Genomic DNA, 11435 nt, shown 5'->3' with positions numbered 1-11435 from the left:
CACGCTCCACGCTAGCGTCGATGTTCAGGCCTGGGCGGGGATCGCAACTCCCTGTCCGGGCCGTCTTTCTACTTAAGTCATCACGATTCGCCGCGCCAGAACAAAAGGTGTCTGGCCGCGCGTTGTTGTGGATAAATACCTCAACACGCCCCGGCTTCTCAGGCTCGCAATAGATGAAGATCGGATCAAACCGCTTGTCGTTGACCTTCAATGCATCGGCGATGCCATCAATGGCGGGCTTCATTCTGTTGGGATAGTTCATCCGGTCGCCTCGACGATCTGGCGGAATGAAGCGAACGGTAATCGGAATGTCGCCTTTACCGTCGCCATCCCATCCAGCCGTGCCGAATACTTCCTGTGTCGCAGCCTTCGCCCATTCACGATACTTGCGCACCGTGCCAGACTTGCCGCGCCAGTTGCCGTTGTTGTGGCCTGACAATTCGGACGGGGGAAAAGGCAGCGTGATTACCACCGGCAGTGCCCCCCAAGCGAGTTGACAGCTTCCTCAAGCGCCCTGGATGATGCTTCCATATTGCGCTCATGGCGCCGGTCGCGGTCGGTCTGGGCGAAGTCTATCGGCTCGCGTGCGTCCCGCTTGGCCTTGGCCTTGGCGCGCAGAAAGGCAGCGCGGTACGCCACAATCTGCTCGACGCACATCAGCGTGCCGAATGTCGCATCAACCTCGGCCTTGATCCGGCGCGGGCAATCCATGTAGGTGGCGAGGCTTCGCGCCATAGAGCGCGGCCCGTTGTTGTAGCCGCTCATCTGCACCACTCCTCACGGATGCGGTCAAAGAAGGCTTGCTGTTCTCGCAACGCCAAAGCATCGTGGATGGCCTGCAAGAGCGCACGAGAGCCAACCGTCATCATCTCGCGGTTGCTGGTCTCAAAGCAGTCGTTCACCGGCGCGCGGTCTTTTGGGATGAATGTCGGGCTGCGGTCAAAATACCGCTTGGAAAGATCGTTCACCGCTGCGCCTCCCGATAACCTTGACGCACGATCCGGCGGGCCTTGAGGCGCTCCCTGTCCTCGACCTCGCCAGCGGGCAGAAGGTCAGGGCGCACCCGGTCACGCTCGCGCTGGGTGAGCATGTTGATAAACTCGCGGATCATGCTGCTTCACCAAACAAGCCGCCAAGGCAGTCCTCCGCGCGCTCAAGGTTGCGCTTGGCCTGTGCAAAGTAGGACGGCTTAAGTTCAATCCCGATGCCTTTGCGGCCCATCTGGACAGCGCAAAACACTTCGCTGCCAATGCCAAGGAACGGGGTCAGGACGGTATCGCCAGGATTGCTCCACAGGTCGATACAACGTTCGATTACGTCCAGTTGCAGCGGACTGATGTGAACTTCATCCTTCTCATCACGGCCACCGCGATATTGCAGCGTGCGGGTCTGGTTGATGTCCGTCCAGACCGGCGAAGCGTACCGCTGCCAGACCTCGATGCTGTACCAGTTGCGGCCATCGGTCGGGGTCGTGAACTTGCTGCGGTCCGGTTCATCGTCGCCAGAATAGCGATCAAAACAACCGCTCACAGGTTCGGCGTTCTCACCCGGCTTGCGGAATGAGACGATGTAATCAGCCAGCCCCTGCCCGCTAATGGTGCTGTCCTTCACGATCTGCTTGTGCAAAAGGCGGATGGACTTGGTGCGCTGTTGAGCGACTACAGGGTCTTTCCAGATGCAGACCTCGCTATGAAATATCCAGCCAGCGTCCTCGTAAGCGCGGATGACCTCGCCGCGAAAGTCGCGCATCCCGATGTTGCCATGCCGGATTTTCGACATGGGAAGCTGCATCACATGAACCGAGTGAATGCGGCCCGGCTTGGTGACGCGCAAAAGCTCTTGGATCAGGAAAGCGTAATGCTCCCAGAATTGCGGGCCATCGTTGTTGCTGATGTCGCGGTCGTAATTGCTGAACTTGTAAAGCCCCTCAAATGGCGGGGAGTGAATGCCAAAGTCGATGCTATCGCCGGGGATGGCGCGAATGACCTCGCAGCTATCGCCCTGATAAATGGCATACTTGTCATTGATGACTTGATCGACGGCTTTGATGGTCATGCGGCGCACTCCAAAAAGGCGGGAAGCTGGACGGGAATAGTGGGATTATAGTTCGGCGTATCGCGGACCATGCCGCGCACTGCCTTGCTTGATAGATCAGCCATGTGCAGGACCATCGCAGCGGCCATGCGGTCGGCGTCGGCTTCCTTGCGCTTGATGTTGGCGACGGTTGCGCCTTCAAGCTCGGATGCGATGATGTGGGCGTTGACGGGCTTAGACTGACCAAACCGCCAAAACCGCCGCACAGCCTGATAAAACTGCTCAAAGCTGTCATTCAGCCCGACGAACCCGGTATCGGCGCAATGCTGCCAATTCATCCCAAAACCAGCCAGTGATGGCTTGGTGATCAAATGGCGGATTTGGTTATCGCTGAACGCAATCAGGATGCGCTCTTTCTCGGCTTCCGACAGACCGCCGTGCAAGTTTACTGATCCTGGGATCAACTTTGCCAGCAACTCGGCTTCGGAATTGAGATTGCACCACCACACGAATGGGCGATCCATCGGCGTGATTTGCGCGGCCAGCTTGCAACGATGCTCTACAGTCGCCCTGCGCGCCCCAATGCGCTCTTGCAGTGTCTCTGCCTGCATCGGGAACAGCATTCCCGTGTCAGCGTTCGGCGCGTAGTCTGCGGCCACGATATGCGACACGTACTGCATCGGCGGCAGGTCATAGCCTTCGTTGGGATAACCAAGATCGGAAGGCTTGCGCAGCATGACGGCCCATGATGCCATCCACTTCCAGAACTCGTTTTCGGCGTGGCCCTTCAAGCGCCATTTTTGAGTGTCTCCGCCGTCATGCGTGAAGAACGTCGCCAGCATATCGGTGTACTTCATGATGCCCAGAAACTCGGCATGATTGCCAAGCTCCATAAAGTCATTCGGTGCCGGGGTGGCAGTGGCGGCAAGCCTGAACGGAATGGACTGGCAAGCCTCAATCAACTTGGTCCGGTAATGCCCGTCCACGTTCTTGAGAATGCTGCTTTCGTCCAGAATGACGCCGCCAAAGCGCGACATGTCGAAGTGATCCAGCTTCTGATAGTTGGTGATGCTAGTGCCGGGTTCACAATCGCCTTGCGTCGAAACCACGCGCGCCGCGATGCCAAACTTGTCAGCCTCCCGCGCCAACTGGTTTGACACGGCAAGCGGTGCGAGGTGCAGAATGTCCTTGCCGGTTTCGGTATGGACGGCTTGCGCCCATGCAAGCTCCATCAGGCTCTTGCCCAGCCCGGTGCCAGCAAACAGTGCAGCCCGGCCACGGCGCAGCGCCCAAGCAACAATATCGCGCTGGTGCGGAAAGAGGCAATCAGGGAGCGCGGGAACATGCGACAGGCCCGTCATGGGGTCTGTAATCAGCTTGCGCGCAAGAAATGCTTCGTACGCGCTCATGCCGCCTGCTCCCGAATAGCATCCAGTTCGCGCTCAATCCGCTCAATGCGGTCATCAAGCGTTGGCTTGGCGATGGGGCGCAGCGACCACAGGCCTTCGATCAGCGGCCACACATCGGGGTAATGGTAGGCCAGCAGCGCCACGCTCTCGAAGTGAAGCTGCGTGCGGCAGTTGCTGGCATTGTCGATCGTGCTGGCGCTGCAATTCAGCTTGCGCGCCAGTTCATCCCGGTGATGGCCGTCAGCCCGCAGACGCAGCAGCGCGCGGCTAATGGCGTTCTCACAATCCTCTAGGGATGGCGGCGGAAAAAGTGACAGGACATTTGGATCGGTCACGATGTATATCTTTCGATATGGAAAGGATCATCATCAGAGAAAGGCGGGACGGCGAGGGGATTGATCTCAGCCGTCCCGCAGGCATCCGCAGCCACCGGGAGAGGATCGGCGGCGCGGGAAAGGTATTCGCTGACCGTGCGATAGGTGCAGGGCGCTTGCAGAGCCTTGGCCCATGCGCCGCTTTCGGAATCGCGGTCGATCACTCGCCCATCGCCCGCTTGATGGCCTGCCCAAACTTGCTGGCGAACCAGAGCGCGACCGCGAAATACAGCGCGACCGCGCCGATGATGATGAGAGCGGTGGTCATGCTGCGGCGCTCCGATTCTCAAACGCTTGGAAAAAATCAGCGGGAACCGGGACGCCGCGCTCTGCGCACATCTTGGCAAACGCGATGCGCTTGATCTGGGGAATGCCGCGCACCCGCCACATGTGCAGCGTCTGCGGGCTAAGGGCGAAGAAAGCGCAGACCGTTGCCGATCCGGCTTGGTCTATCAACGCGCTGTGCGGGTGTTTGATTTTTGCCATGCCCCGAAACGTACACGCAACGTTGATAAGGTGCAAGAGCAAATCGTTTATTGAAATCAACGGCGGTTGGCCGCCTACACTCAGTTATGATGGATAGCTTAGGCACCAGGATCAGGCAGCGGTTCGACGAACTGGGAATCTCGCAGGCAGAAGCCGCGCGAGCATCCAAGTGCAGCACCGCCAGGTTCGGCAACTACGTCACCGGCACCCGTAATCCCGATCTGGAAACGCTCGCGCGGATTGCGATTGCACTGCGCACCACAACCGATTGGCTGCTAGGCGTTAGCGATGCTGCGCCCGTTGATATCGAGGTTGTGCTTCGCCGCATTCTGGAACTGGACGGAATGCCAGCACCTCGCGCATCGGTGATTGCTCAAGCCGCTGAAGAAGCTCTGCGGCTGCTTGCGTCTTTGCCGTCAGGCGGCGATGCTCAGACTCGGGCGCTGCTCGCAGCTCAAGCTGCGTGGCAACTAAAATCCCGTCCAGCGCCGCGCTAAGTGCCTCATCCACGGTCATCTAAAACCCTCATGATCTAGGTAGATATGCTTATGCCTCCCGTGGATGGCGGACAAGGGCATTTTTTTGCCTCAAACATACACATTTCGTTGTTGACGCCATAAACGCAACGTGTATTGTCTGTCTCACGCCGCACCGAGCGGCAGGAGACGCCCACATGGCACAAGCAGTCCTCGCAGCCGAATATACCACCGGCAGCAAAACCCGCCTTCCCACCCTTGACATCACCCGCATTGAGAACGGCGCTCGCACGTATCTCGAACAGCACGATGTGATCGGCAAGCGTGAAGCTCGCGCGGTCGCCAAGGCGCTTGGCGCCACCCCTTGGAACTTCTGAGGGGTATTGCGCCATGACCATTTCCCCCACCTTTCGCGCTCAGTTCGCGAACCTCACCGAAGCCGAGGCACTGACCGTGCTGGGCTGGCTGCTCGAACCCGGCATTGACGATCCCGAGCCGGAAATGTCCGAGGCTCTGATCGACGCGCTGGCCCCCGTCACGAAGGCCTACACCGAGGCCTACACGCAGGCCGAACGCATCGTGACCGGCGAGGACGAGCATGACCGGGCCGCCGACTACGGCGATTGGCTCTACGAACAGCGCCGTGACCAGCAGATGATAGACCGCATGGGAGGGCTGGAAGCATGAGCGATCTCCTCCAGCGCGCCCGCGACATTGCGGCGGAACAGTACGTTCGGCTGTCAATGAAAAACCCAACGCCCAACTATACCCTAACCGTCTGGGCCGAGCATATCCCAGCCTACGCCCGGATTATCCGCGAAGGCGGGTTTGACCATGAGAGAGAAGTGCAGACCGCGCTTGCCGCTTTGCGGAGTGTTGCAGCATGACCGCCCGCACCACAACGTGGGCGAACGTCCTTGAAGCCGCCGATTACGAACTGCGCCACCGCAACGTGATCGAAGCCAACCGGCATTTGCGCGCGATGACGCCCCAGCGCCGTGCCGAGCTTGAGGCCGAATGGGAAGCGCCTGTGTCTGATGGGCGCAGAACCGGCCCCAAGGCTTTCTGATGCGCGCCGCCCTCCACCTGATCCGCACCAACCCGCGCGAGTTCTGGCCGGTCCTCTGGGTCGTGCCGATGTTCTGCGCTGTGTTCACTCTTGTTTGGATTGTGATGCCGTGAACCATTGCACCCACTTCACCCACCGCCAGAGCCCCGACCGCGCTTGGCCCCTGCGCCGCGCTGACGGCACCCGCTTCTACGAACCGCGCCGTGACAACGAGCCGCGCCTGCCTTTGGAGAACCGCAAGTGAACGCCATCACCACAATCCCGGCTTTCAGCATGAGCGACATTGAACGTGTTGCGCTTGCCATTGCCAAGGGCGGTTTGTTCGGATCGAAAGACCCTAACGCCGTGCTTACGCTCTGCCTTCTGGCACAGGCCGAAGGGCAGCACCCTGCCGTGGTATTCCGCGATTACCACATTATCAACGGCATGCCCGCCAAGAAGGCGGAGGCGATGCTGCGCGACTTTATCGCCAGTGGCGGCAAGGTTGAATGGCACGCACTCACCGACGATCTGGCAGATGCTACGTTTGCTCATCCGCAGGGCGGCACCATCCGAATTGATTGGACCATGAAGCGCGCCCAGCAAGCCGGTATCAGCACGCCCATGTGGAAGAAGTACCCACGCCAGATGCTTCGCAGCCGGGTTATCAGCGAAGGCGTCCGGTCAGTGTGCCCCAGCGCGACAAGCGGGCTTTATGAGGTGGGCGAGGTGCAGGACATTGTGGCCGAAGCGCCGCGCGATGTGGTCGAGGGGCAGTATGCCGAAGTGCCCCCGCAAGAGCAGGCCGGGGGACATAGCGAGGAACGCGAGGTTAGCCCCCAGCTTGCCATCACCGCAGCGCAATGGGGTATTCTAACGGACCTGATCGAAAAGACCAAGGCCGACGCAAAAGCCTTTTGCGCACACTTCGCAATTGCCAGCGTCAAGGACATGCCCGCCAATCGCTTTGATGAAGCCCGCGCGCTTCTCAACAAAAAGCTGGCTGGCAAAGCTTCCAAGCCCGCCGATGCTTACGCCGACATTGATGCTGACAGCATCCCTTACTGACAGGTGAATCATGACGCAAAAGGGACATAACACGCCGCCGCCGTTTGAGGCATGGTCTTTGCACATTGAGGACTTGTTCAGCATCGCTAACGGCATTGGCGAGGCTACCAATGATGAGCAAGAGCAGGCACTAGACGAGCTTTTGGACGAGTTCCGCAAGGCCAAGAAAGAGGCTGACAAGGAACGCGTTGCCGAGAAGAAGCCGCACGATGATGCGGCAAAGGCGGTACAGGCCAAGTGGAAGCCTTTGCTGGATCGGTGCGACATTGCCGCCGACGCCATCAAAAAGGCGCTCACGCCCTACCGTACGGCCAAACAGCGCGCCATTGATGAAGCCGCGCGCAAAGCCCGCGAAGAAGCCGAGGCAGCGCGTCAAGCGGCGCTGACGGCATTTCAGAGCGATGATCTGGACGACCGCTTTGAGGCCGAAGCCAAAGCGCAGCAGGCCAAGGCGTTTCAGGTGCAGGCAAACAAGTTGGACCGCAGACCGACCGGCCTTCGCACCTACTGGGAAGCCGAGATTACCGACCGCAAGGCCGCGCTTCTGCACTACCTCGCGGAACAGCCGGAAATGTTCACCGGCCTGATCCAGCAGCTTGCGGACAAGGACGCCCGCAACGAAGCAACGCGCCGGGTTATTCCTGGCATCATTTTCCATGAACGAAAGGTTGCTGCATAATGCAGAACATCACCATTGCTGGCCGAGTTGGCCGAGACGCCGAACTTCGCCGCACACAAGGCGGTGATCCCGTCTGTTCATTCACCGTGGCGGTCGATTACCGCAATGGCCGCGACAAGGCCACGAACTGGTGGCGCGTGTCTCTCTGGGGCAAGCGCGGCGAGGCTCTCGCATTGTATCTGCTGAAGGGTGTGTCCGTCACCGTATCGGGTGAGTTCAGCCTGGGCGAATATGAGGGCAAGCCGCAACTGAACATCCGCGCCAATGATATTGCGTTGCAGGGTGGTCGGTCAGAAGGCGGGCAGGCCCAGCGCGTTCCCGATGGAAGCCGAGGCGCACCGCCGCCGCGTGACGATCTGGACGAGGATTCTATCCCATTTCTGTCCATGAATAGCATTTCGTGACGCCATGCTCCCGCCCCGCAAACCGAAAAAGCCCAAGGCAGAAACCCGTTGGCGCTCACAAGCTCACCTTGGGTTCGTGCGCAACCATTGCTGCTCTGTCTGCCATAGCGATGCAGGAATTGAGGCGGCGCACGTTCGCCTCGGTTCCGGCGCTGGCATGGGGCAAAAGCCGGATGACCACCGGGCCGTCAGTTTGTGCCGCGATTGTCACCGCAAACAGCATGAAGTGGGGGAGCGCACGTTCTGGAAACAGGCCGGTCAAGATGTTGAAATCCTGATCGATGCCTTTTGCCGCACCAGCCCCAAGGCATCCGAGATACGCCGGATCAGGCAGGAGGCAGCATGAACGCACCCGCAACCATAGACCACGCGATTGATGACGCCGAGCGCCTGTTCATCGAAGCGGGGCAAGCCAAGGTCCGTGCCGAGCAGCTTGACTATCGCCGCAAGTCGGTACGCGCCGCCATGTTCATCAAGCACAAGGCCACCGTCAAAAGCGCCGCCGAAGCTGCCGAACTTGCCGAGTGCGACCCGGTTTATGAACTGGCCAAAGAGGATTGGTTTGCCGCCGCGATGGAGGCTGAAACCTTGAAGGCCAGAGCCGAAGGCAAGCGGATGCGATTCGAAGCCTGGCGCACGGCCAACGCCACCAAACGCGCGCAGATGAACTTGCGCTAACCAGTTTCTCAAGGGAGCGGGACGTGCCTAACAAGCCGTCCCGTATGTTTCGTGACCCGCCTGACCACCAAAGACGGCATTTGCCAGCATCTCGGCGGCATATCGGCCAGCACCTATGACAACTGGCGGCGGCGGGGGATTGTTCCTGGTCCCGTCCCCGGAACGGATCGATACGACATCCGCGCGCACGATCACAGCCTTGATTGCATCGCCGGTCTGGACAAGCGCACCACAGGCCCCGCACCATCGCCGCTTGAACAGTGGGACCGAAACCATGCGGCTTAAGCTCAAGGGCGTCTACGTATCCCGCAAGCGCCTAGCGACCGGCGCATGGGTGGAATATTACAACCTTCGCGGGGTTGGTGCCATCAAGGCGCTGGCGGGCGATGAACATGAATCGTTCGCACCCGGCACGCCTGCTTTCATGCGCGCCTATAACGCCCTGATCGATGCACCCCGCCGCGCGCGCGTGACCGGCACGCTGCAAGAGGTGATTGACGGCTATCGCAAGAGCGCCGCCTTTGCCAAGCTGGCCGACCGGACCAAGCGCGACTATCTGGCACACCTCGACCGGATCGCAGCCGCCAAGCTGACCGACAAGACACCCGCCTTTGCCGCGTATCCGCTTGAGGTGATCGAAGACCCCAAGATTCGCAAGCGCCTGCTGGATTGGCGCGACCGCATGGCCCTGACCTCGCCGCGTCAAGCCGATGCCGTGTTCGGCGTGCTGCGCATCATCCTCGAATGGGCGCGGGATCGTGGGATGATTGCGCACAACCACGCAACCCGACCGAAGAAGGTTTACCACGCCGACCGCAGCGACAAGCTATGGTTGCCGGAACACCTAGCCGCCTTTCGCGCCGTAGCGCCGCCTGAGATGCGCCTAGCCCTTGAACTGGCACTGTGGACCGGCCAGCGGCAGAGCGACCTGTTGCAGCTTGGCTGGTCGTCCTATCAAGATGGGCGGCTATCGTTCCGCCAGGGCAAGCGCAAACGCAAGGTGGATATGCCGGTCTACTCCACGCTGCGGACCTTGCTCGACGCTACGCCAAAGCGCGCCGCAACGATCCTGACAACGGACAGCGGAAAGCCGTGGGGTGTGAAGCCGAGGCCGACGCACTTCATGCACGCTTGGCGCAAGGTGACGCTCGCAGCAGGCCTTGACGGGCTGCACTTCCACGATCTGCGCGGCACAACCTGCACCATGCTTGCCGACGCGGGATGCACGCCTTCAGAGATCGCCGCCATGCTGGGTTGGACGGTCAAGACGGTCAACGAGATGATGGATCGGTATCAGAGCATGACGGCGGCGCAGAGCAATTCTGCGGTTGCGCGGTTGGAAAAGTTTTCCGCTTGACGCGTGGAACGGTTTCCGTATTATATGCGGAACAAGGAGATGCGATATGTCCAACTGGATCGAGCAAACAATCACCAAATACACTGGCGTTACCGATCCTGCGGACGTTGCCGAGATCATGGACGTTATGGCTGGAGCGGTTCGCACTTTTGGCGGTTTGTCTCCGGCTGTATTCAAGCGCGAAGCCAAGGCGGCTTGGGGAATCGTTTCTTACCTCAAGACCGACGCGGGGCAGGCTGAATTTGCAGCGTACATGGCGGAAGCCGAGGCCGCATGACGTGGCGCGACTACCTGACCGCCGCCGAAGCCAAGCGAATCGCCAAGATCGAAGCTGCGCGGCAGGAGCAAAATGTCGAGTTTCGCCGCCTGTATGATCGGGCGCGCAAGAGAATGCCAAAGCAATCTGCGGAAGGGACTGCGGAATGAACACGCAAAAACCAGCTAAGTGCTGGCTGGGGCGGGAGGATTCGAACCTCCGAATGCCGGTACCAAAAACCGGCGTGAATGACGGCAATCCGGGCGGCACGCTGCGGAATGCGCCAGTTATCCACACGCTGAAATCAAAGGCTTACAGCGAAAGTGCGGAAGGTAATTTCACCTTCACCACCCGCGCCGAGCTTGAGGCATGGGCGGTAGAAACTGCACGCTGGGCAAACTGCACACCCGGCCAGACGATGCGCGCGAGGCTTGATGCCCTCGACCTGATCCGCCGCGTCACCCTCGCCCACCTGCATTTGCGTGACACCAAGGCCGATAGCGATGGGGGTGGGGCGTGAGTGACGCCCTCCGCACATGGCTACGGCTGAACCTGGGCTTTGACGACTACACATGGCACGATCTGGACGTGCGGTTTTGAGGAGTGAGTGAGTATGGATAAGGAACAACTCGCCGCGCTGGATCGGGCGGCTACGCAGGGGGTGTGGACTGTAGACTGGTCCGTTTGCACCGCCGACGACTCAGATGTGGCATACGCCAAAAAGGAAGGGCGAAAGATCGAAGTAGGCGACGCTCTCTGGCGGGTAGCGCAGGGTGTAGGGCCGTTGTACCCAGACCACAACCACTGGACAGGTGCGCACCTTGGCGGGAACGAAGCTGACGCCGAACTCGTCGTCGCCCTCGTCAACGCCTACCGCGCCAAGCAGATCGTCCTGATCGGGCCGGATGCGGTGGCAACCGTAGGGATGGCGCTTTGTCAGGCTGCATTAGGCCCCAAGGCTTGCCCTTGCGTTGAGAAAGGGGAGTTCCGTTGCGCCGACGCCCACCCCGGCGATCAAGCACGCGCAGCCATCGCCGCGCTGGGGGTGAAGTGATGCTTTGGTATCTAATTGTTTGCACTGCCGCTGGAGGGGGCGACCTGCATTCGGTTTGTTTGCCGATGCAGCAGATGGTCGATCAGTCCCAGTGCCAGTTTGTTGCGGAGCA

25 protein-coding genes and 1 tRNA gene are annotated in these 11435 nt (G+C 60.1%); 16 read left to right on the top strand and 10 right to left on the bottom strand.

Translation table 11 applies throughout. The features are described from left to right. From WCL10_RS18960 to WCL10_RS18920, 9 genes are all read right to left on the bottom strand, one after another. Positions 1-472: hypothetical protein (locus WCL10_RS18960; protein WP_336897213.1), on the bottom strand; the 472-nt coding region annotated here is incomplete at its 3' end. Further along, positions 466-765: a hypothetical protein gene (locus WCL10_RS18955; RefSeq protein ID WP_336897212.1), complete on the bottom strand. Its 300-nt coding sequence runs from the start codon at positions 763-765 to the stop codon at positions 466-468. The genes WCL10_RS18955 and WCL10_RS18960, both read right to left, overlap by 7 nt. Continuing rightward, entirely contained in the window at positions 762-968 is a 207-nt protein-coding gene (locus WCL10_RS18950; RefSeq protein WP_336897211.1) for a hypothetical protein, read from the bottom strand. The genes WCL10_RS18955 and WCL10_RS18950 overlap by 4 nt, the downstream gene beginning before the upstream one ends. After that, complete coding sequence (locus WCL10_RS18945) at positions 965-1111, bottom strand: hypothetical protein (RefSeq protein WP_336897210.1); 147 nt, start codon at positions 1109-1111, stop codon at positions 965-967. The genes WCL10_RS18950 and WCL10_RS18945 overlap by 4 nt, the downstream gene beginning before the upstream one ends. Next, entirely contained in the window at positions 1108-2055 is a 948-nt protein-coding gene (locus tag WCL10_RS18940; RefSeq protein WP_336897209.1) for a DNA methyltransferase, read from the bottom strand. Before WCL10_RS18940 ends, WCL10_RS18945 begins: the two co-directional genes overlap by 4 nt. Continuing rightward, positions 2052-3443 (bottom strand): DEAD/DEAH box helicase, encoded by a 1392-nt coding sequence (locus tag WCL10_RS18935; RefSeq protein ID WP_336897208.1) that lies wholly within the window; start codon positions 3441-3443, stop codon positions 2052-2054. Before WCL10_RS18935 ends, WCL10_RS18940 begins: the two co-directional genes overlap by 4 nt. Then, complete coding sequence (locus WCL10_RS18930; protein ID WP_336897207.1) at positions 3440-3778, bottom strand: hypothetical protein; 339 nt, start codon at positions 3776-3778, stop codon at positions 3440-3442. The genes WCL10_RS18935 and WCL10_RS18930 overlap by 4 nt, the downstream gene beginning before the upstream one ends. Then, entirely contained in the window at positions 3775-3981 is a 207-nt protein-coding gene (locus WCL10_RS18925; RefSeq protein WP_336897206.1) for a hypothetical protein, read from the bottom strand. The genes WCL10_RS18930 and WCL10_RS18925 overlap by 4 nt, the downstream gene beginning before the upstream one ends. A 100-nt stretch (positions 3982-4081) precedes the next feature. Further along, positions 4082-4303 carry a hypothetical protein gene (locus tag WCL10_RS18920; protein ID WP_336897205.1) on the bottom strand — a complete coding sequence of 74 codons (222 nt, stop codon included), beginning with the start codon at positions 4301-4303 and terminating at the stop codon, positions 4082-4084. Positions 4304-4389: 86 nt separating this feature from the next. On the opposite strand from WCL10_RS18920, the gene WCL10_RS18915 reads away from it, so the two are divergent. From WCL10_RS18915 to WCL10_RS18845, 15 genes are all read left to right on the top strand, one after another. Continuing rightward, a complete protein-coding gene (locus tag WCL10_RS18915) occupies positions 4390-4800 on the top strand; it encodes a helix-turn-helix domain-containing protein (RefSeq protein WP_336897204.1) in 411 nt (136 codons plus the stop codon). A gap of 176 nt (positions 4801-4976) precedes the next feature. Beyond that, entirely contained in the window at positions 4977-5156 is a 180-nt protein-coding gene (locus WCL10_RS18910; RefSeq protein ID WP_336897203.1) for a hypothetical protein, read from the top strand. Between the two features lie 13 nt (positions 5157-5169). Next, entirely contained in the window at positions 5170-5466 is a 297-nt protein-coding gene (locus WCL10_RS18905) for a hypothetical protein (RefSeq protein ID WP_336897202.1), read from the top strand. Continuing rightward, positions 5463-5666, top strand: a complete 204-nt coding sequence (locus WCL10_RS18900; protein WP_336897201.1) for a hypothetical protein — start codon at positions 5463-5465, stop codon at positions 5664-5666. The genes WCL10_RS18905 and WCL10_RS18900 overlap by 4 nt, the downstream gene beginning before the upstream one ends. Next, a complete protein-coding gene (locus WCL10_RS18895; protein WP_336897200.1) occupies positions 5663-5848 on the top strand; it encodes a hypothetical protein in 186 nt (61 codons plus the stop codon). The genes WCL10_RS18900 and WCL10_RS18895 overlap by 4 nt, the downstream gene beginning before the upstream one ends. 109 nt (positions 5849-5957) lie before the next feature. Continuing rightward, the gene (locus tag WCL10_RS18890) at positions 5958-6092 is read left to right on the top strand and encodes a hypothetical protein (protein WP_336897199.1); all 135 of its coding nucleotides are present in this window, start codon (positions 5958-5960) and stop codon (positions 6090-6092) included. Beyond that, complete coding sequence (locus WCL10_RS18885) at positions 6089-6895, top strand: hypothetical protein (RefSeq protein ID WP_336897198.1); 807 nt, start codon at positions 6089-6091, stop codon at positions 6893-6895. Before WCL10_RS18890 ends, WCL10_RS18885 begins: the two co-directional genes overlap by 4 nt. A gap of 10 nt (positions 6896-6905) precedes the next feature. Then, a complete protein-coding gene (locus WCL10_RS18880; RefSeq protein WP_336897197.1) occupies positions 6906-7574 on the top strand; it encodes a hypothetical protein in 669 nt (222 codons plus the stop codon). Beyond that, entirely contained in the window at positions 7574-7978 is a 405-nt protein-coding gene (locus WCL10_RS18875; RefSeq protein WP_336897196.1) for a single-stranded DNA-binding protein, read from the top strand. The genes WCL10_RS18880 and WCL10_RS18875 overlap by 1 nt, the downstream gene beginning before the upstream one ends. Positions 7979-7982: 4 nt before the next feature. Next, positions 7983-8324, top strand: a complete 342-nt coding sequence (locus WCL10_RS18870; protein ID WP_336897195.1) for a hypothetical protein — start codon at positions 7983-7985, stop codon at positions 8322-8324. Beyond that, positions 8321-8656, top strand: a complete 336-nt coding sequence (locus tag WCL10_RS18865; protein ID WP_336897194.1) for a hypothetical protein — start codon at positions 8321-8323, stop codon at positions 8654-8656. The genes WCL10_RS18870 and WCL10_RS18865 overlap by 4 nt, the downstream gene beginning before the upstream one ends. 51 nt (positions 8657-8707) lie before the next feature. Next, positions 8708-8941: a hypothetical protein gene (locus tag WCL10_RS18860; RefSeq protein WP_336897193.1), complete on the top strand. Its 234-nt coding sequence runs from the start codon at positions 8708-8710 to the stop codon at positions 8939-8941. After that, entirely contained in the window at positions 8931-10013 is a 1083-nt protein-coding gene (locus WCL10_RS18855; protein WP_336897192.1) for a tyrosine-type recombinase/integrase, read from the top strand. The genes WCL10_RS18860 and WCL10_RS18855 overlap by 11 nt, the downstream gene beginning before the upstream one ends. A gap of 46 nt (positions 10014-10059) precedes the next feature. Then, positions 10060-10290: a hypothetical protein gene (locus tag WCL10_RS18850; protein ID WP_336897191.1), complete on the top strand. Its 231-nt coding sequence runs from the start codon at positions 10060-10062 to the stop codon at positions 10288-10290. Next, on the top strand, positions 10287-10439 hold the full coding sequence (locus WCL10_RS18845) for a hypothetical protein (RefSeq protein ID WP_336897190.1): 153 nt from the start codon (positions 10287-10289) through the stop codon (positions 10437-10439). The genes WCL10_RS18850 and WCL10_RS18845 overlap by 4 nt, the downstream gene beginning before the upstream one ends. Before the next feature lie 23 nt (positions 10440-10462). Here the strand turns inward: WCL10_RS18845 and WCL10_RS18840 are convergent. Further along, positions 10463-10623: transfer RNA gene (locus WCL10_RS18840), tRNA-Gln, on the bottom strand. A 259-nt stretch (positions 10624-10882) separates the two neighbouring features. On the opposite strand from WCL10_RS18840, the gene WCL10_RS18835 reads away from it, so the two are divergent. After that, positions 10883-11323, top strand: coding sequence for a hypothetical protein (locus tag WCL10_RS18835; RefSeq protein WP_336897189.1), 441 nt, complete (start codon positions 10883-10885; stop codon positions 11321-11323). The last annotated feature ends 112 nt before the right edge of the window (positions 11324-11435 follow it).

The organism is Novosphingobium sp. (assembly GCF_037133355.1).
Classification (GTDB): domain Bacteria; phylum Pseudomonadota; class Alphaproteobacteria; order Sphingomonadales; family Sphingomonadaceae; genus Novosphingobium.
The sequence above is the reverse complement of the archived record's forward strand: the minus strand, read 5'-3'. Positions and strand labels throughout refer to the sequence as shown.